Origin of the sequence: Brachybacterium sp. ACRRE (assembly GCF_022346485.1) — a bacterium.
Classification (GTDB): domain Bacteria; phylum Actinomycetota; class Actinomycetes; order Actinomycetales; family Dermabacteraceae; genus Brachybacterium; species Brachybacterium halotolerans.
Window position 1 is genome coordinate 1 of the sequence record NZ_JAKRMO010000013.1, and the last position, 18,215, is coordinate 18,215.

16 protein-coding genes are annotated in these 18,215 nt (G+C 73.4%); 8 read left to right on the forward strand and 8 right to left on the reverse strand.

The window, feature by feature from the left end:
* Positions 1-76: 76 nt before the first annotated feature.
* Positions 77-793 carry a heme-copper oxidase subunit III gene (locus MHY49_RS05590; protein ID WP_239203091.1) on the reverse strand — a complete coding sequence of 239 codons (717 nt, stop codon included), beginning with the start codon at positions 791-793 and terminating at the stop codon, positions 77-79.
* A 215-nt stretch (positions 794-1,008) separates the two neighbouring features.
* On the opposite strand from MHY49_RS05590, the gene trpD reads away from it, so the two are divergent.
* Entirely contained in the window at positions 1,009-2,109 is a 1,101-nt protein-coding gene (gene trpD / locus MHY49_RS05595) for an anthranilate phosphoribosyltransferase (RefSeq protein WP_239203092.1), read from the forward strand.
* Between the two features lie 85 nt (positions 2,110-2,194).
* Here trpD and MHY49_RS05600 read toward each other — a convergent pair whose 3' ends face one another.
* From MHY49_RS05600 to MHY49_RS05610, 3 genes are read right to left on the reverse strand one after another with little or no spacing between them, the layout of a single operon-like run.
* A complete protein-coding gene (locus tag MHY49_RS05600; RefSeq protein WP_152353118.1) occupies positions 2,195-2,476 on the reverse strand; it encodes an Lrp/AsnC family transcriptional regulator in 282 nt (93 codons plus the stop codon).
* A 48-nt stretch (positions 2,477-2,524) separates the two neighbouring features.
* Complete coding sequence (locus tag MHY49_RS05605) at positions 2,525-4,213, reverse strand: DEDD exonuclease domain-containing protein (protein WP_239203093.1); 1,689 nt, start codon at positions 4,211-4,213, stop codon at positions 2,525-2,527.
* Positions 4,214-4,268: 55 nt separating this feature from the next.
* Positions 4,269-6,074, reverse strand: coding sequence for an AMP-dependent synthetase/ligase (locus MHY49_RS05610; protein ID WP_239203094.1), 1,806 nt, complete (start codon positions 6,072-6,074; stop codon positions 4,269-4,271).
* 252 nt (positions 6,075-6,326) lie between these two features.
* On the opposite strand from MHY49_RS05610, the gene MHY49_RS05615 reads away from it, so the two are divergent.
* Positions 6,327-7,271, forward strand: a complete 945-nt coding sequence (locus MHY49_RS05615) for an ROK family glucokinase (protein WP_239203095.1) — start codon at positions 6,327-6,329, stop codon at positions 7,269-7,271.
* 6 nt (positions 7,272-7,277) lie between these two features.
* Here MHY49_RS05615 and MHY49_RS05620 read toward each other — a convergent pair whose 3' ends face one another.
* Both MHY49_RS05620 and MHY49_RS05625 read right to left on the reverse strand, forming a co-directional pair.
* The gene (locus MHY49_RS05620) at positions 7,278-7,724 is read right to left on the reverse strand and encodes a hypothetical protein (RefSeq protein WP_239203096.1); all 447 of its coding nucleotides are present in this window, start codon (positions 7,722-7,724) and stop codon (positions 7,278-7,280) included.
* Positions 7,721-8,497, reverse strand: a complete 777-nt coding sequence (locus tag MHY49_RS05625) for a carboxylesterase (RefSeq protein WP_239203097.1) — start codon at positions 8,495-8,497, stop codon at positions 7,721-7,723. Before MHY49_RS05625 ends, MHY49_RS05620 begins: the two co-directional genes overlap by 4 nt.
* Positions 8,498-8,570: 73 nt before the next feature.
* Here MHY49_RS05625 and MHY49_RS05630 point away from each other — a divergent pair, with 73 nt between their 5' ends.
* Both MHY49_RS05630 and MHY49_RS05635 read left to right on the forward strand, forming a co-directional pair.
* Positions 8,571-9,299: a 1-acyl-sn-glycerol-3-phosphate acyltransferase gene (locus MHY49_RS05630; protein WP_200500549.1), complete on the forward strand. Its 729-nt coding sequence runs from the start codon at positions 8,571-8,573 to the stop codon at positions 9,297-9,299.
* 182 nt (positions 9,300-9,481) lie between these two features.
* Complete coding sequence (locus MHY49_RS05635) at positions 9,482-10,834, forward strand: class II 3-deoxy-7-phosphoheptulonate synthase (protein ID WP_255719505.1); 1,353 nt, start codon at positions 9,482-9,484, stop codon at positions 10,832-10,834.
* 85 nt (positions 10,835-10,919) lie between these two features.
* Here MHY49_RS05635 and MHY49_RS05640 read toward each other — a convergent pair whose 3' ends face one another.
* Positions 10,920-13,037, reverse strand: a complete 2,118-nt coding sequence (locus tag MHY49_RS05640) for a Stk1 family PASTA domain-containing Ser/Thr kinase (protein WP_239203099.1) — start codon at positions 13,035-13,037, stop codon at positions 10,920-10,922.
* Positions 13,038-13,144: 107 nt separating this feature from the next.
* Between MHY49_RS05640 and MHY49_RS05645 the strand changes: the two genes are divergently transcribed.
* Positions 13,145-13,522 (forward strand): Rv2175c family DNA-binding protein, encoded by a 378-nt coding sequence (locus tag MHY49_RS05645; RefSeq protein WP_239203100.1) that lies wholly within the window; start codon positions 13,145-13,147, stop codon positions 13,520-13,522.
* A gap of 77 nt (positions 13,523-13,599) precedes the next feature.
* Here the strand turns inward: MHY49_RS05645 and MHY49_RS05650 are convergent, their stop codons facing one another.
* Positions 13,600-14,748: a polyprenyl synthetase family protein gene (locus MHY49_RS05650; protein ID WP_239203101.1), complete on the reverse strand. Its 1,149-nt coding sequence runs from the start codon at positions 14,746-14,748 to the stop codon at positions 13,600-13,602.
* Positions 14,749-14,958: 210 nt separating this feature from the next.
* Here MHY49_RS05650 and MHY49_RS05655 point away from each other — a divergent pair, with 210 nt between their 5' ends.
* From MHY49_RS05655 to MHY49_RS05665, 3 genes are all read left to right on the forward strand, one after another.
* Positions 14,959-16,299 (forward strand): hypothetical protein, encoded by a 1,341-nt coding sequence (locus MHY49_RS05655; protein ID WP_239203102.1) that lies wholly within the window; start codon positions 14,959-14,961, stop codon positions 16,297-16,299.
* An 84-nt stretch (positions 16,300-16,383) separates the two neighbouring features.
* A complete protein-coding gene (locus tag MHY49_RS05660) occupies positions 16,384-17,568 on the forward strand; it encodes a homoserine O-acetyltransferase (protein ID WP_200500553.1) in 1,185 nt (394 codons plus the stop codon).
* 103 nt (positions 17,569-17,671) lie between these two features.
* Entirely contained in the window at positions 17,672-18,079 is a 408-nt protein-coding gene (locus MHY49_RS05665) for a universal stress protein (protein ID WP_228358577.1), read from the forward strand.
* Positions 18,080-18,215 lie beyond the last annotated feature (136 nt).

An 18,215-nucleotide genomic window follows, 5' to 3' on the forward strand; every position in this document is an offset into this window, starting at 1 on the left:
GCCTCCCTGTTGGGCCCTGTTTTTGGGGGGGGGGGGGGGGGGGATGGCCACCCCCGGGGCCGGGGGATCCGGAGGATCAGAAGAGGGAGGAGAAGAACTCGAAGTTCCACGGGACCGTGCCGTTGAGCAGCGGGTCCATCAGGTACACGACGAAGAACAGTCCGATCCAGACCACGTCCACGAAGTGCCAGTAGTAGGAGATGCAGATCGCGCTGATCTTCTCGTGCTGGGTGAACTCGTTCGCGGAGAACGCCCGGGCGAGGACGAACAGGAACGCGATGAGGCCGCCGATCACGTGGAGGCCGTGGAAGCCGGTGGCGAGGTAGAAGACCGAGCCGAAGGGCGAGCTGCTGAGGGAGACGCCGGCCTCGGCCAGCTCGGTGTACTCGAAGGCCTGCCCGGACACGAAGATCGCGCCCATGAGGAAGGTCAGGGTGTACCACTCGATGACGCCCCACCCGGCGATGTTGAAGATCGAGCCGGTGCGTCCCTTGCGGGACTCGCCCTTGGCCCAGGGCAGCACGCCCTCGGCGGCCATGACGCCGATCTGGCAGGTCACGGAGCTCAGGACCAGGATGATCGTGTTGGCGATCGCGAAGTCGTGGGTGAAGTGCTCCTCGCCCGCGACGAACGTGTCGGGGACCATCGCGTGCAGCGTGAAGTACATCGCGAAGAGACCGGCGAAGAACATCAGCTCGCTGGAGAGCCAGACGAGCGTGCCGATCTGCGTGGAGTTCGGGCGGCCGACTGCGGGGGCAGGGCCTGTGCGCTGGGGCAGAGTCGCAGTAGTCACGTCACCATTATGCCGTGTCGTCAGATTCGATGCCCCGGGTACACGGCCGACCTGGGGAACCGCTGGGGCGCGAGGCCCTGACGGACCCCGCCAGCATAACCCTCACGACACGCTGTCACGAACCTGGACACGCTCTGTGGCGAGGGCCTCTCAGCTGGGGATCCTGACATCCGGGCGCACGCGCACGAGGGCGCCCGGGATGGGATGATCGGCACATGTCCGCCACCGCATCCGCGCCCTCCCCGACCTGGCCGTCGCTGACCTCCCGACTGGTCCGCCACGAGGATCTCGACGCTGCGCAGGCGGCCTGGGCGATGGACGAGGTCATGTCCGGCAACGCCTCGGCGATCCAGCTCGCCGGCTTCCTGGTCGCGCTCGAGTCGAAGGGCGTCACGAGCATCGAGCTCGGGGCCCTGGCGGACGCGATGGTCGCGCATGCGCGGGGGCTCGACGTGGACCGCCGGGCCGTGGACATCGTCGGCACCGGAGGGGACCTCGCGCACACGGTGAACATCTCCACGATGGCCTCCGTGATCATCGCTGCGAGCGGACGCCGCGTGGTCAAGCACGGCAACCGCGCCTCGACCTCGCGATCGGGATCGGCCGACGTGCTCGACGCCCTCGGGGTGCGGCTCGACCTGCCGGCCGAGCGCTCCGCGCAGCTGCTCGACGAGCTCGGTATCGCGTTCCTCTTCGCCCAGGTCTTCCATCCCTCGATGCGGTTCGGCGCGGAGGCGCGCAAGGGGCTCGGCATCCCGACGGTTTTCAACGTGCTCGGCCCGATCACGAATCCCGGCAAGCCCCTGGCGAGCGCGGTGGGCGTCGCGAGCTCGGTGATGGCCCCGGTCGTGGCCGGCGTCTTCGCCGGGCGCGGGACGAGCGCGCTGGTGTTCCGCGGTCAGGACGGACTCGACGAGCTCACCGTGGGCGCGCCCTCGGACGTCTGGGAGGTGCGCGGCGGGAGGGTGCACGAGCACGTGCTGGACCCGGAGGAGCTGCTCGGCATCCCCCGTCACGGGGCCGATGCCCTGCGGGGCGGCTCTGCCGAGGAGAACGCGCAGGTGGCTCGTGATCTCTACGCGGGAGAGGGGACGTCGGCCGTGCGGGACGCGGTGCTCCTCAACGCCGCCGCCGGCCTGCTCGCGCACGACGGCATCGGCGCGGGAGTCGAGAGCGCCGCCGAAGGGGCGTCCTTCGAGGACCGCTTCCGGGAGGCCTTCGAGGAGGCGAGCGCCGTGCTCGACTCCGGGGCCCCCGCCCGTCTGCTCGACGCCTGGGCGCAGACCACCCAGCGCCTCGTCGGCGAGGCGCGCTGACGCAGGTCGGCTGGATAACGCAGATCGGCGCGCCGACGCGGATCGGCGGGATGACGCGGGGCGGGTCGCGGGGAGGCGCCCGGTCTCAGCCGTCGGAGCCGAGGTCGAAGGCGACCTCGAGGTCCTGACTGGAGTAGGTGCGGAAGGCGATGTTCGTGGACGTGTCCACGACGCCGTCGATCTTGCTGATGCGGTCCGCGATGACGCCGGCGAGATCCTCGTGCTCGCGCACGCGCACGATCGCGATGAGGTCCACGTCGCCCGTGACCGAGTAGACGTGGTCGACGCCGGGGACGGCGGTGATCTCCTGGGCGGCCTCGGGGATGCGGTCGCTGCGGGCGATGATCGAGACGATCGCGGTGATCATGCTGTCCTCCAGGGTGTCGGCCGAGCTGTGCACGGGTGCGCGTCCAGCCTAGTCGGCGGTCGTGAAGGCCGCCTGCAGCGTCTGCGGATCGAACCGGGCGCGCAGGGGCACCGCCCAGGTCCCCTCGACGGCGACGACGCGCATCCCCTCGCCCTCGAGCCAGTGGAGCAGCAGCTCGGACTCCTGATGATGTCCGTGGCACAGCGGTCCCGAGGGCAGCTCGTCGAGGGGGATCTCGGCGCCGCGCCGCGCGAGCTCGCGCGCGACCGGCACGGGATCCGTCCCCCGGGGCACGATCGCGGTGCCCGCGTGGCGCCCCGCGCGCACCGCCAGGAGCTCCCATGCGCCGGCCGGATGGCGCCGCGACTCGGCGGGGCGCGCGGCCACGAGCATCGGACAGGCCGCGAGGGCGCGCAGCTGCTGGGCGCGCTGGGCCGCGGCCAGGAAGGCCTCCGCCTGTCCCTTGATCCGCGCGGCGTCCTCGAAGCGGTGCGCGCCGACGTGCGCGCGCATCCGCGCCGCGGCGTGCGCGATCACCGGTGAGGGGTCCTCGAGCATCGCCCGCCGGATCCGCGCATGGGGCTCGGGAGCCAGGCGGCGCCCCGTCCCGCTCGCGCCGGAGCCGCCCGCCCCCTCGAGCGACGCGCCGCGGCCCATCACGGCGTCGGTGAGCAGGGCGCGCAGCGGCTCCACGTCATGGCGCGAGCGCAGCGGCCCGATCTGCGCCGATCCGTCGTCCTCGCTCCGTGCGATGCGGGCCGCGCGCAGCCCGTCGGCCCCCGGGCCCAGGCGCAGCCAGAGCGCCTTCTCCGGCTTCAGTCCCTGACGGTTGGCGGGCGGCTGCTCGCGGGCGATGATCCGCAGCTCGCGCACCGCCGCCTCGAGGCGGGAGGCGCACTCGATGGTGCGGATCTCGTGGAGGCGCGGGAGCACGTCGAGCACTCGGCGGCGGGTCTCGGACGCGCTGAAGTAGGTGCGCACGCGCGAGCGGAGGTCGTGCGAGGTGCCGACGTAGAGCACTCCTCCTTCGCGGTCGACGAACTGGTAGACGCCCGGCACCGGGGGCACGGTGTCGGCGAGATGGCGCTTGCGGGCCTGCGCGGGCGTGACCTTCCGATGGGCCGAGGCGAGGTCCTCGACCGTGCGCGCGCCGCGATCGCCCAGCCGGGCGATGATCGCGTGCAGCACGTCGACCGTGGCGCGCGCATCGGACAGCGCCCGGTGGTCCGGCGTGACCTGGGCGCCCACGTGCGCGGCGAGGGTGCCGAGCTTGTGGTCGCGCACCTCGTCGCGCTTGAAGACGCTGCGGGCGAGGGCCAGGGTGTCGAGCACGGGAGGGGAGGGCCAGGTGATCTCGAGCCGGGCCGCCTGGGAGCGCAGGAAGCCCACGTCGAAGCGGGCGTTGTGGGCGACCAGCACGGCGTCGTGCGCGAAGTCCAGGAACATCGGGAGCACGGCCTCGATGTGCGGCGCCCCGCGCACGGTCGCGTCGGAGATCCCGGTGAGCGAGGCGATGTAGGCGGGGATCGGTCGCTGGGGGTCCACGAAGGTGCGGAACTCGCCCAGCACGTCGCCGCCGCGCACCTTGACCGCGCCGATCTCGGTGATCGCGTCCTGCGACGGGTCGGTGCCCGTGGTCTCGAGGTCCACGACCACCATCTCGGCCTCCTCGAGCGGAGTGCCGAGATCGGCGAAGCTCAGCTGCCGGCGACGGCCGGAGCGCGGGGGAGCGGTCATGGTCGAAGACTAGGACGAGGGGCGGACATCCGGGCCGGCCGTCGCCTCCCGGGCCTCAGCCCTTCTTCGGGCGGGAGTAGATGGTCTCGATGAGGTCCGCGTAATCCTTGGTGACGACGTTGCGCTTGAGCTTGAGGGACGGCGTGAGGTAGCCGTTCTCCTCGGTGAAGTCGGTGTCGATCACCTCGAACACGCGGATCGACTCGGCGCGGGAGACCGAGGTGTTCGCGGCGTCGACCGCCTCCTGCAGAGCCGCGCGGACGGTCTCGTCCTCCGCCGCCTCGGCGATCGTCATCTCGGGCAGGCCGTGGTTCTTCAGCCAGGTGGGCAGCATCTCCTCGTCGAGCGTGAGGATCGCGGCGACGAACGGCTTCTGGTCGCCCACGACGATGCACTGGCTGATGAGCGGGTGCGCGCGCAGAGCGTCCTCGAGCGGGGCGGGGGAGACGTTCTTCCCGCCGGCGGTGACCAGCAGCTCCTTGGTGCGGCCGATGATCGTGATGGAGCCGTCGTCGTCCAGGCTCGCGAGGTCGCCGGTGCGGAACCAGCCGTCCTCGAAGGCGGCCCGGGTCGCCTCGGGGTTGCCGTGGTAGCCGCGGAACACCATGATCCCCTTGACGAGCAGCTCGCCGTTGTCGGCGATCGCGACCGTCCCTCCGGGCAGGGGCGGGCCGACGGTGCCCGGCTTGACGTCCCAGGGCAGGTTCACGGCCACGGGCGCCGTGGTCTCGGTGAGCCCGTACCCCTCGAGGATCGTCACCCCGATGCCGCGGAAGAAGTGCGCGAGACGGTCGCCCAGCGGCGCGCCGCCGGAGACGGACCAGCGCACGTGCCCGCCCATGGCCCCGCGCAGCGTCCGGTACAGCACGAGGTCGAAGAGCTTGTGCTTCGCGCGCAGGGCCAGCGGCACCCTGCCCGCGCTGAGAGCCTTCGAGTAGGCCACCGCGGTGTCTGCACCGGCGGCGAAGATCTTCCCCTTGCCGCCCGTGATCGCCTTCTGCTCGGCGCCGTTGTAGACCTTCTCGAAGACGCGCGGCACGGCCAGCAGGAAGGTGGGCTGGAAGGCGGCGAGGTCGGGCAGGAGATTCTTGGTGTCCGGGGTGAAGGCGGTGGTCGCCCCCGCGAGCGTCTGGGCGACGTGCAGGAGACGCGCGAAGACGTGCGCGAGCGGCAGGAACATCAGGGCGCGGGACGCCGGAGGCAGCACCTCGTCGCCCAGGAAGGCGACCGCGCTGCGCGAGGTGTCCACGAAGTTGCCGTGCGTGAGCTCGACCCCCTTGGGCCGCCCCGTCGTGCCGGAGGTGTAGATGAGGGTCGCCACGTCGGCCAGGCCCCGCGAGGTCCTGCGCTCCTCGAGCTCCTCGTCGCTGATCCCCGAGCCGCCGTCGGCGATCTCCGCGAGGGCGCCGTCGTCGATCACCCAGATCTTCTCCAGGTCCGGCAGCTCGCCCCGCACCGACTCGAGGTCCTCGCGGTGGCGGGCGGACTCGACGACCGCGAAGCGCGCCCCCGAGTCGCTCGCGATCCACTGCACCTGCGACGGGGAGGAGGTCTCGTAGATCGCGACGGAGACGGCGCCGGAGAACCACAGCGCCCAGTCCACGAGCACCCAGTCGAAGCTCGTGCGGGCCATGATCGCGACGACATCGCCCGGCTTCACGCCCGCGGCGATGAAGCCCTTGGCCAGCGACTGCACCTGCAGCAGGAAGTCGGTGGAGGACAGCGGGCGGAAGGGGCCGTCGCCCTCGCGCAGCTCGAAGATCGGGGTGCCGGAGTGTCGCGCGTGGCGCTCCAGCAGCAGATCCGTGGTGTTCTCGTCCTCGCGGCTGCGGTGATTGGCCGGGGTGCCGTACTGCTTCACGGAGGCTCCTTCGATCGGGACCCCCGTGGGGCGGTCCCGGACGTTCTCGTCGGCGGACCCATCTGCGCGCCGGCCGCGTCGCCGGCGCTCTCGGGACCTGGTCTGGCCTGCATCCTACGGCAGGCGAGACCGTACGATGGGCGGGCGCGGCGGAGCGCGGGGCCGCTTCCCGCGGCGCCCCCGGCGACACCAGCCGCGTCCACCATGCACACCGCGCTGCTCGCGCGCACCGCACAGACCGGAAGGGGTCCCATGCACTCGATCGGCGTCGACATCGGCGGCACGAAGATCGCCGCAGGCGTCGTGGACGAGGAGGGACGGATCGTCGCGAGCACCCGGCGCGTGACCCCGGCCACGGACCAGGACCTCATCCAATCCGCGGTCGTGGACGCCGTGCACGAGCTGCGCGAGGACCACGAGGTGACCGCGGTCGGCATCGGCGCGGCCGGGTTCGTGGGCGCCGACCGCCGCACGATCGTCTTCGCGGCGAACCTGGCCTGGCGCGACGCCGCGATCGCCGACGACATCGAGGGGCGGATCGACCTCCCGGTCGTCGTCGAGAACGACGCCAACGCGGCGGGCTGGGCGGAGTTCCGCTTCGGCGCCGCCCAGGACGCCTCCGACATGCTCATGCTCACCGTGGGCACGGGGCTGGGCGGCGCGCTCGTCCTCGACGGCCGCCTGGTGCGCGGCAGCGGGGGCTTCGCGGGCGAGGTCGCCCACATGAACCTCGTGCCCGAGGGCCAGTGGTGCGGATGCGGCCGCCGCGGCTGCCTCGAGCAGTACACCTCGGGCACGGCGCTCGTGCGCGCCGCCCGCGCCCGCGCCGTGTCCTCCGAACCGCTGTACGCGCCGCTGCTGAAGCGCGCGGGAGGGGACGCCTCCGCGATCGACGGGCCCATGGTCACCCATGCCGCGCAGGAGGGTGACGAGGGGGCGCTCGCGCTGCTCGCCGAGCTCGGCCACTGGCTCGGCTACGGCGCAGCGAGCCTCAGCGCCGTGCTGGATCCCGAGATCTTCGTGGTCGGCGGGGGCGTGAGCAGCGCCGGGGACCTGCTGCTGGACCCCGCCCGCACCGCGTACGCCTCCGAGCTCGTCGCACGCGGGCACCGCCCGCTCGCCCGCTTCGCAGTGGCCCGCACGGGCAACGGCGCGGGCATGATCGGCGCCGCCGACCTCGCCCGCCAGGACGCCTGAGCCCGCTCAGACCTGCGCGCCGTCCGTCGGGTCGGAACGGTCCGGCGGGACACGGGCGATCAGCGCCACGAGTCCGCCGACGGCGGCGATGCCGCCGAGCGCGCCCGCCCACGTCGGGATCGAGTCGAGCACGGCGGCCAGCAGCGCGAGCAGGACGCCTCCGATGAGGGCGGTCCAGGACCACACCGCGTAGTCCGAGGCCTGGGGCAGATCGGGGTCCGGGGGCTCGAAGTCCCCGAGCAGCACCTCGTCCTCGGGGTCCTCCGGGTCCTCGGGAGCTGCGGGGTCCTCGGGGGCGTCGGCGCTCTCAGGCGTCGGCGCGGAACGGATCTCCGGGCGCGGGGCGATCCCCTCGGCGTCCACGATCCGTGCGAACTCCTCGTCGAAGTCGCGGCGACCGCCCTCGTCGCCCGCCTCCTCCGGTTCCGGGGCCGGTGTGCTCGGCGTGCTCATCGGCCTTCCTCCGTGCTCGTCGGCACCCAGCGCCCGAGGTGGGCGCGGGACCGGGCGAAGAGATCCTCGGCGTCGTGGTCGAGGGTCGCCAGATGCCCGCTCGCGCCCAGCGTCATCCTCTCCACGGGGCCCGCGGTGCGGGAGGCGATCACATCGCTCGAGCGCGGCGGGACCGTGCGGTCCTGCGGGGAGACCGCCACGAGGGCGGGCGCGGTGATCCGGCCGAGGCCCGCGCGGGTGCGGCGCACGAGGGCGCGCAGCTCGCCGACGGCGTGCAGCGGGGTGCGGTCGTAGGCCTCCTCGATGACGCCCTCGCGGCGGATGTCCCCGGCGATCGCCCCGATCGAGGGCACGAGGCGGGAGAGCGCGGGTGCGACGGCCCAGACGGGGGAGTCGACCATCGCGGCGTTGACCAGGACCAGAGCGCCGATGCGCGGCGCGACGGCGGGGTCCTCGGCGAGCGCGGCGGCGAGCGTCCCTCCCATGGAGATCCCGCCCACGGCGATCGTGCCGTGCTCGCGCTGCAGCTCCAGGGCGCTCTCGCGCACGCTCCGATACCAGTCCTGCCAGGTGGAGGCCGACATCTCCTGCCAGGTGCTGCCGTGCCCGGGCAGCAGCGGGGCGCGCACGTCCCAGCCGTGGGCGGCGTGGTCCTCGGCCCAGGGGCGCACGGCGTGCGGCGTCCCGGTGAAGCCGTGGCACAGGAGGAGGCCGCCCGCCGGGTTAGAGTGGGGCGCGCTCCGCCACGGCTGGGACAGCTCGCTGAAGGCCATGTCCCCATGGTCGCACCTGGCCCGCACCGATGGGGCCAGCCCGAGGACAGAACGATCGACGAGGACACCGCCGATGCTCTACGAGGTCGCGAAGCCCGTGGTCGCCGCCGTGCTGCGCGTGGTCTACGCGCCGCGGATCTCCGGCGTCCAACACATCCCCGATGAGGGCCCCGCGATCCTCGCCAGCAGCCATCTCTCCGGCGCGGACACCGTCTTCATGCCCGCCCAGGTCCGGCGCACCGTCCACTTCCTGGCCAAGGCCGACTTCTTCTCCGGCACCTCCCTGGCCTCCCGCGGCTTCGGACGCCTCATGCGCTCCCTGGGTGTGATGCCCGTGGACCGCACCGGGGGCAGCGCCTCGGAGGGAGCGATCGAGGCGGGCCTGCGGATCCTGCGCAGCGGGGAGCTGCTGGGCATCTATCCCGAGGGGACCCGCAGCCCCGACGGGCGCCTGCACCGCGGCAAGACCGGTGCGGCGCGGCTCGCGATCGCGACCGGGGCCCCGCTGGTCCCGATCGGCATGCTCGGCAGCTTCGAGGCCCAGCGCGGGCGGCGCATCGTCCCGCGCCGGCGCCCGCGCATCGAGGTGCTCGTCGGCGCCCCGATCGACCCCGCCGAGGTGCTCGGCGACCTCGAGGCGGCACGCGCGGACCCGCAGGCCGCGCGCACGCTCACCGACCGGCTCATGCTGCACGTCCAGCAGCTCACCGGACAGGACTACGTCGACACCTATGCGGCCGACGTCAAGGCCGCGCTCGCGCGGGGCGAGGCCGCCCCGCCCACGACGCGCGCCTCCCGCTGACCCCGTCGGGCACGGGCACCGTCGGCCCTGCCGCCTTTCCCCTCTCCGTCGTGCCTCCGTGCACGATCCGTGCGGCGGGATGCCGCGCACGGGCGCCCGCGCGCAGGGAGCCGGGTTCTCGGTAGGGTGACCCGGTGACCTCCACGACGCACCACACACCGGCCCGCGCCCACGCCTTCTCCCTGTCCTCGACGAGCGAGGAGCTCGCCGCGCTCGGGACCTGGCGCGAGTATCCCCGGGTGCAGCAGCCGTCGTGGCCCGACGAGGGCGAGCGCGCCGGTGTCTTCGATCGTCTCCGCGCCGCTCCGCCGCTGGTCTTCGCCGGCGAGGTCGACGTGCTGCGCTCGCGCCTCGCCGATGCCGCGCGCGGGGAGGCGTTCCTGCTGCAGGGCGGCGACTGCGCCGAGACCTTCGCGGACTCCACGGCGGACCGCATCCGCGCGAAGATCCGCACGATCCTGCAGATGGCGGCCGTCCTCACCTACGGCGCGTCCGTGCCCGTGATCAAGATGGGGCGGATGGCCGGCCAGTTCGCCAAGCCGCGCTCGTCGGACACCGAGACCCGCGACGGCCTCACCCTGCCCACCTACCGCGGCGACGCCGTCAACGGCTTCGAGTTCACCCCCGAGGCGCGCCGCCCCGATCCGCAGCGCCTGTGGGAGATGTACACCACGAGCGCCCAGAGCCTGAACCTCATGCGGGCCTTCACCAGCGGAGGCTTCGCCGACCTGCGCGAGGTGCACAGCTGGAACCAGGGGTTCGTGCGCGGCCCCGGCTACGACCGCTACGAGCAGATCGCCCGCGAGATCGACAAGGCCGTGCGCTTCATGGAGGCCATCGGGGCCGACTTCGAGGCCCTCCAGAGCGTCGAGTACTACGCCTCGCACGAGGCGCTGCTGCTCGACTACGAGGAGGCGATGAGCCGCATCGACTCCCGCACCGGCGAGATCTACGGCTGCTCGGGCCACTTCCTGTGGATCGGCGAGCGCACCCGTCAGCTCGACGGCGCGCACGTCGAGTTCATGTCGCGTCTGCGCAACCCCATCGGCGTGAAGCTCGGTCCGAGCTCGACCGTGGACGACGCCCTGCGCCTCATCGACGCCCTCGACCCCGAGCGCGAGCCCGGGCGCATCACGTTCATCTCCCGGATGGGCGCGGGGAAGATCCGGGACGTGCTGCCCGGCCTCGTCGAGGGCGTGCGCGACGCGGGGGCCACCCCCGCGTGGGTCACCGACCCCATGCACGGGAACACGATCACCTCGTCCAACGGCTACAAGACGCGGCGCTTCGAGGACATCCTCGAGGAGGTCCGCGGGTTCTTCGAGGTCCACCGGGCGCTGGGCACGGTCCCGGCGGGTCTGCACATGGAGCTCACCGGCGACGACGTCACCGAGGTGCTCGGCGGCACCGGACACATCGACGAGGCGGGCCTCGAGCGCCGCTACGAGACGCTCGTCGACCCCCGCCTGAACCACCAGCAGTCCCTCGAGCTCGCCTTCCTCGTCGCCGAGATGCTCGGCCAGGACCCCCGCTGAGGACCGCGGATCGCGCCGGGCGTCGCTGAACGACACGGCAGGACGGCAGGAGGGCCGACGGGGAGCCGTCGGCCCTCCTGCCGTCTCAGAACACCGAGATCGTGATGGTCGAGCCCTTCGCGGCCTTCTCGCCGCCGTTGGTCGACTGCGCGTAGACGGTGCCCAGCACGGGCGCTCCGCGGTCGTACTGGACCTTGGGGGTGAAGCCGGCCTTGGTCAGGGCCGCCTTCGCGTCCTTCTCGCTCTTGTTGAAGACGTTCGGCACCTTCACCATCTCCGGTCCCGAGGAGATCACGAGCTGCACCGTGTCCCCGCGGTGCCCGCTGCCGCCCGCCGGCGACTGGGAGGCGACCTTGCCCTTGGCGACGTCCGAGTGCTTCGTGGACGTGGTCACGGTGAAGCCCGCGTCCTCGAGGGCGCTGCGCGCCTGGTCCTCACTGCGCCCGGTCTGATCCGGGATCGAGATCGGCACGCGGCCCTTGGAGACGACCACGTGCACCTCGCCGCCCTCGGGGAGGGCGTCCTGCGCCGCGGACTGGGAGATCACCTGGCCGGAGGGCACCTTCTCGGAGTATTCGCCCTCGTCCTGGACGAGGGTGAGCCCCTGGTCCTCGACGGCCTTCTTCGCGTCCGCGAGGCTCTTCCCGGTGACGGTGGGGACGGGGAACGTCTGCACGCCCTTGGAGACGACGAGCTTCACGCTCTCGTCCCTCTTCAGGAGGGTCCCGGCCGCGGGGGTCGAGGAGATCACGTGCCCGGCGGGCACGGAGTCGCTGAACGCCTCGCTCGTGGCCGTCTCGAGGTCCTGCGAGGTGAGGGAGGCGTCGGCCGCATCGAGGTCGGTGCCCGCGAGGGCGGGGACGGTGCGATCCCCACCGGGCCCCTCGTGCAGGTACCAGTGGCCGGCGCTCGCTCCGCCCGCGGCGAGCGAGCCGACGACGGCGAGCACGGCCGCCGCCCGCAGACCGCGTGAGGTGCCGCGCAGCGGCCGGTCGAGGTGCCGGCCGCGGCGCGGGCGCACCGCGGGGAGGGCCACCTCGCGGGAGGACGCTCCGGCGTCCTCCGTGGAGGATGCGTCGTCCTCTCCGGGCTGGTCGACCCGGGCCGGTCCGTCCTCGTCGTCCGCGGCCGTGTCCGCAGCGCCCCCATGTGCGGCGTCCCCGTCGGCGGCGCCCCCGTCGGCGGCGCCCCCGCCCGCGTCCGGCACGTGGTCCGCCTCGAGGCGGGCGGCGAGCGGGAAGGCGCGGGCGGCGGCCTCGCCGGCGAGGTCCACGTCGTCCAGGTGCGCGGTCAGGCGCGGCACGTCCTGGGTGTCGACGTCGTGGAGCTCGGACGGCGCGGCGTCGAGCACCGCGGCGGGCAGGGTGCGCAGGAGGTCGCGGACGCCCGCGAGCAGATCGCCGGCCCCACGGGGCCGGTGCTGCGGATCGCGCGCGCACGCCCAGGTCACCAGGGAGTCCACCTCGCGGGGGACGGTCGAGACCCGGGCCGACGGCGCGGGCATGTCCTCGTGCACGTGCTGGAAGGCGATGTGCACCGCCTGCTCGCCGGTGTACGGCTGGACGCCGGTGAGCATCTCGTAGAGGACCACGCCCAGCGAGTACAGGTCGCTGCGCGCATCGCAGTGCCCGCGGGTGACGACCTCGGGGCTGATGTAGGCGACGGTCCCCAGCAGGGTGCTGCTGGCCGAGGTGTTCGCGGTGCCGATGGCGCGCGCCAGCCCGAAGTCGGCGACCTTCACCGATCCGCCGGGGGCGAGCAGGATGTTCTCGGGCTTGATGTCGCGGTGCACGATGCCCGCGGTGTGCGCGGCGTCGAGCGCCTCGAGAATCTGCTCGGTGTCCTCGAGAGCCTCGCGCACGGTCAGCCGTCCGGCCTCGGTGATGCGGTTGCGCAGCGTCCCGCCCTCGATGAGCTCCATCGAGAGGTAGATGCGGTCCCCGTCCTCGCCCTGGTCGAACACTCCGACCACGTGCGGATGGGCGAGCCGGGCCGCGCTGCGGGCCTCGCGGGCGAAGCGGCGGCGGAACTGCTCGTCGACAGCGAGGTGCGGATGCATGATCTTGAGGGCCACGGTGCGGTCAAGACGTTCGTCATGTCCGCGATAGACCGTGGCCATACCGCCGCGGGCGATCAGCTCCTCGACGGCATAGCGGTCGTCGAGGAGCACGCCGGTGTCAGGGGAAGTGGCAGGCGCGCTCACGAGGCTCACTGTACGGCCGTGCGTGCACCGCGCCACGCAGCGACACGAGCACTCAGGATGCGCTCAGGCTGTCGGCCGGAGCCCGCGGGCCGTGGCACCCTTGAGGGGTGAGCGCACAGCACGAGACCCCCGAGACCTCCCTGGACGATCTGATCGGCAGCTGGCTGCCGCTGCCCGACGCGGCCGAGGAGCTCGGCGTCGCGGTGTCGGCCGTGCGGCGCATGGTCGACGACGGCTCCCTCGTCGAGATCCGCCGTGGTACGCCGAAGGTCCGCTGCGTGCCCGCCGAGCTCATCAAGGACGGCGAGCTCACGCCCTACGTCGCGGGCACCATCACCGTGCTGCGCGACGCGGGCTTCTCGGACGAGGAGCTGCTGCGCTGGCTCTTCACCCCGGACGACTCCCTGCCCGGCCGTCCCATCGACGAGCTGCGGGCCGGCCGACGCGGAGAGGTCCGCCGCCGCGCCCAGGCGCTCGGCTTCTGATCCGACCGGGGGCTGCCGCCCGGGTCCCACGGTGCGGGGAGCTCGCGACTGCGCGGCGCGCCGGCTCGCGGTCGCTCCTAGCGGCCGACGTCGAGGCCGGTGAGCTCGGTCGCCGCACGGCCGAGCCGTGCGAGGCCCTCGCGCCCCTCCTCCTCGAGGCCGGGAGTGCCGGCGAGCACCGCCTCGGCCCGTGCTGACAGCGCGCGGATGTCCGCGGCGACGGAGGAGACCGCTCCGGTCGAGCGCATGAGGTCGCGGACGGCCTCGATCTCGTCGTCGTCGGCGTCCTCGCGCCCCACCACCCGGTCCAGCAGGTCCAGCCCCCGTGCGTCCTCGCGGGCCGACGCGGCCGACCGCGTGCGCGCGAGGAGGACGGTGCGCTTGCCCTCGCGGACGTCGCCTCCGGTGGGCTTGCCCGTCGCGTGCTCGTCGCCGACCACGCTGAGCAGGTCGTCGCGCAGCTGGAAGGCCGTGCCGATCGACTCCGACCAGGCATCGAGCCGTTCGCGCACCGCGGCGTCCGCGCCCTGCTGGGCGGCCCCCATGAGCACCGGGCGCCGCACGGAGTAGGAGACCGTCTTCCAGCGGATCACGGCGAGCGCCGCCGCCTCGTCGTCGGCGGGCGAGCGGAATCCTCCCTCCTGATGCAGGACGTCGAGGAACTGGCCGGTCATGACCTCCGTCGCGAGCGAGGAGAACTGGGCGCGCGCGTCCCGCATGCGCGCCTGCGACCCTGGGCCGGCGTCGAGATCGGCCAGGTCGCGCGCCCAGCTCAGCGCGAGATCGCCGAGGATGATCGTGACGGCGCCGCCGAAGCGCTCCGCCTCGCCGCGCAGTCCCTCCGCGCGATGCCGATCCGCCATCTCCACATGCACGGCGGGCCGGCCGCGACGGGTGGGGGAGCGGTCGATGAGGTCGTCGTGCAGCAGTGCGGCCGCCTGGAGAAGCTCGATCGCGCCGCCGAGGCGGGCCAGGGCGAGCAGCTCCTCCGGGTCCTCGGCCGACGTGGAGCACGCGCGCGCCGCGCCGAAGCACAGGCGCGGGCGCAGCAGCTTGCCTCCCACGAGGAAGGCGCGCAGCGAGTCCACGAGCCCGGCGGCCTCGGGGGCGATCGCCGTGAGCTGAGCGCGTCGCGCGTCGAGCTCGCCGGTCAGCACCTGCTGCAGCACCTCATGGAAGCGCGCGTCGAGCGGGCTCGTGGCGGACGGGAGATCGGAACGGGTCATCAGGGGCTGCTCCTTCGGCGGGACCCCCAGATCCTCCCATGTCCGCAGGCGGGAGGATCGCGCTCCCTCCCGTCCCGGGTCGCCTCGAGGGGTCCATCGTCCCCTCCCATCGTCCCCTCCCCGTCGCTCGTCGGTCCTCCCCAGCGCGGACTTGTCCCCAATCCGACCGGCGGCGTGGTCTCGGCGAGCGCAGGCGGGGACGCTCGGTGCATGAGCACAACCCCTGCCCACCGCGTCCCCTCCGATCCGTCGTCAGGCTCCTCCCCAGGCGCCTCGAAGGGGCTCGCTGCGTCGTGCGCGAGGAGTGCATCTTCTCCGCCGCCTCCACCCTCGGTGCCGGACCCGGCGGATCCGCCCCCGCGCACTCTGCGGGCGGACGACCCCTCCGAGCTCCTCGCCGAGGCGCGCGTGACGCTCGGCTGCGTGCCGCGCGACTGCCTGGTGATGATCGGCCACAGCGGCCGCCGCTTCTCGCCCCTGGCCACGCGCATCGCCCTGCGGGACGTGGGCGACGGCCCGGGAGGCGTGGACGTGCCGCGGCATCTCGCGCTCCTGGACCGCGCGGGCTGCGACGGCGCCTTCGTGCTCGTGCTCGCGGGGGACGGATGGGAGCCCGTCGAGGAGTCCCGGACCGACGACGCCCGCAGGATCGCCCTGGAGGTGGTGCGCGCGGCGGCGCTGCGCGGGCCCGACGGGTTCGACGTCCCCGAGGCCTGGGTGGTCTCGGGCGGGCGCGCGGAATCCTTCGCCCTCACCCCGGAGGACGACGGCGCCTTCGCCCTTCGCGTCCTCGCGTGGCCGGGGCCGCTGACGCACCCTCGTGACACCCTCGTCGGCGTCCAGGAGATCCATGCCGGACGCCGGGTCCCCGAGGACGATCCCGCCGCCGAGCGCGAGATGCGGATGATCGGGGACGCCCTCCGGGATGTCGCCTCCGGGGAGGGCGTGCCTGGGTCCCGACCCGGCGCCTTCGAGACGTCTGCCCGCTGGCATGCCCTGCTGGGCGCATTGCGACGTGCGCGCATCCCGGGAGCCGTCGCCGGGGGGGTCCCCGGCACCGGAGAGGCCCCGGGATCCGGGGGAGACGACCTCTCGATGTCGCACTGTGAACGGCTCGCCGGGATGCGGGATCTGCTCGCCGCGCCCGACGCCGCGCTCTCGCTCCTGCACGTCCTCTCGGGCCTCGAGGAGGAGGGCGAGGACGGCGGGATCGAGGGGCTGGTGCGTTTCGTCGCGCGGCTCGCCGCCGACCCTTCGCTCCGGCCCGCATCCCGCATCTGTGCAGGTGGGGAATGGTTCGAGGCCCTCCTTGCGATGCGGATGGCATGCGAGGGGACGGGGAGCGCCCCGATGATCGGGGCGAGCGCCGGCGCCTGGACCGCACTGGGGACGGCACTCGCCGTCCTGTCCTGGTGGAACCACCGGTTCGCGACCGCCGACGATCTCGCGCAGGAGATCGAGATGCGCGGGGAGGACGAGGTTCTGGCACTCTTCCTACTGCAGATCGCCCGCGCCAGGGTCCGCCCCGCCTGGAGGCCCGCGACCGCCTGAGGCGGCCCGGGGCCGCTCGCCCGGCGGACGACGGCGGGCGAGAGCACGGAACCCGACCACCACGACACTTGGAGGGCGCATCGCATGACCGCCTCGACCGCCCCGAGCACGTCGGCCGCTCCGGCGGGATCGCCGGCCCACGGCTCAGGTCCCGAGGTCCCCGCGTCGGGCGCCTGGCGACCGGAGCACGGACCGGGCCACCGGCGCTTCGCCCGGGTCGGCGCGCTCGAGCTCGAATCCGGCGAGCGCCTCGACGACGTCGAGCTGGCCTTCGAGACCTGGGGCGAGCTCGCTCCCGACGGCTCCAACGCGGTGCTCGTTCTCCACGCCCTCACCGGGGACTCCCACGTGATCGGCGAGGCGGGGCCCTCCCACGCGACGGCCGGTTGGTGGAGCGATCTCGTGGGCCCGGGACGCGCGGTGGACACCGACCGCTTCTTCGTCGTCGCCCCCAACGCCCTGGGAGGCTGCCAGGGCTCCACGGGACCGAGCACCGCCGCCCCCGACGGACGCCCCTGGGGAGCGCGTTTCCCGCAGGTCACCATGCGCGACCTGGTCACCGCGGAGCAGCTCCTGGCCGCGCAGCTCGGCGTCGAGAACTGGGCGCTCGTGATCGGCGGCTCCATGGGCGGCATGCGCGCCTTCGAGTGGGCGGTGAGCGCGCCCGAGCAGGTGGAGCGACTGGCCGTGATCGCCTCGTCCGCCCGGGCGAGCGCCGACCAGATCGCCTGGAACAGCGCCCAGATCGCCGCGATCCGGGCCGACATCGGCTTCTACGGCGGGGACTACTACGACCGCTCCGACGGCGAGGGCCCGCACCAGGGGCTCGGCGCGGCGCGCCGCATCGCCCACATCACCTATCGCACCGGAACCGAGCTCGAGGAGCGCTTCTCCAACCGCTCCCAGGGGGAGGAGGACGTGCTCGACGGGGGTCGCCACCAGGTCACCAGCTACCTCGACCACCACGCGGACAAGCTCTCCCGCCGCTTCGACGCGAACTCCTACGTGCGCCTCGCCGAGTCCATGAGCACCCACGACGTGGGCCGTGGCCGGGGCGGCACCGCCGCCGCCCTGCATCGCGTGCAGGCACGCACGCTCCTGGTCGCGATCTCGAGCGATCGTCTCTTCCCGCCCGAGCTCGTGGCCGAGGCCGCCCGGGAGATCCCCGACGTGCACCACCACGTGATCGACAGCCCGCAGGGCCATGACGGCTTCCTGCTGCCCCACCCCTCGCTGCGCGAGTGGATCGCCGACCTCCTGGAGGGTTAGGCTCCAGATCCAGCCACGCCATCGGCGTCCCGCGGCCGGCAGGCAGGACCGCAGATGCGGGCCCACCGGCCAGGACGTCCCGACAGAAGGGTCCGGGTGCTCCATGAGCGTCGTCGTCGGATACTCCCCGTCAGCCCAGGGGGACGCGGCGCTCGCCGCCGCGGCCCGGGAGGCGAAGCGGGGCGGGGACACCCTCGTCGTCGCGTCCCATGCGTACCACGACCCCGAGGCCGGACGGGCCGTCGCCGATGCGGAGGCCGTCGGCGCCGCGATCGACGCCCTGGGCATCGCCGAACCGCCGCAGGTCGAGGTCCGCACGGGGGAGGACCTCGACGTGGGCGACTTCCTGCTGCAGGTCGTGCACGAGACCGACGCCCGCCTGATCGTGATCGGGCTGCGTCGCAAGTCCCGCATCGGCAAGCTCAACCTCGGGGCGTCCGCTCGGCGCGTGGTCCTCGAGAGCACGTGCCCCGTGCTCGCCGTGAAGCACGCCGACGCGATCGCCGCCTGAGCCCGGGAGCCCCCGGAGCACCGAAGCCCCGGAGCGCCGAAGTTCGCACCCCTGGCGGAGACCTCCGTCACACGGGAATAGATCCCGAGGGGGCGTCGTTGCACTCCCCGAGGCTTGACGGCACCGCCCCTTCGTG

Excerpts from the sequence above, each read along its gene's own strand:
- trpD (WP_239203092.1), top strand. The coding sequence starts at position 1,009 with ATGTCCGCCACCGCATCCGCGCCCTCCCCGACCTGGCCGTCGCTGACC.
- MHY49_RS05600 (WP_152353118.1), bottom strand. The coding sequence starts at position 2,476 with ATGATCACCGCGATCGTCTCGATCATCGCCCGCAGCGACCGCATCCCC.
- MHY49_RS05605 (WP_239203093.1), bottom strand. The coding sequence starts at position 4,213 with ATGACCGCTCCCCCGCGCTCCGGCCGTCGCCGGCAGCTGAGCTTCGCC.
- MHY49_RS05615 (WP_239203095.1), top strand. The coding sequence starts at position 6,327 with ATGCACTCGATCGGCGTCGACATCGGCGGCACGAAGATCGCCGCAGGC.
- MHY49_RS05620 (WP_239203096.1), bottom strand. The coding sequence starts at position 7,724 with ATGAGCACGCCGAGCACACCGGCCCCGGAACCGGAGGAGGCGGGCGAC.
- MHY49_RS05625 (WP_239203097.1), bottom strand. The coding sequence starts at position 8,497 with ATGGCCTTCAGCGAGCTGTCCCAGCCGTGGCGGAGCGCGCCCCACTCT.
- MHY49_RS05630 (WP_200500549.1), top strand. The coding sequence starts at position 8,571 with ATGCTCTACGAGGTCGCGAAGCCCGTGGTCGCCGCCGTGCTGCGCGTG.
- MHY49_RS05650 (WP_239203101.1), bottom strand. The coding sequence starts at position 14,748 with ATGACCCGTTCCGATCTCCCGTCCGCCACGAGCCCGCTCGACGCGCGC.
- MHY49_RS05655 (WP_239203102.1), top strand. The coding sequence starts at position 14,959 with ATGAGCACAACCCCTGCCCACCGCGTCCCCTCCGATCCGTCGTCAGGC.
- MHY49_RS05660 (WP_200500553.1), top strand. The coding sequence starts at position 16,384 with ATGACCGCCTCGACCGCCCCGAGCACGTCGGCCGCTCCGGCGGGATCG.
- MHY49_RS05665 (WP_228358577.1), top strand. The coding sequence starts at position 17,672 with ATGAGCGTCGTCGTCGGATACTCCCCGTCAGCCCAGGGGGACGCGGCG.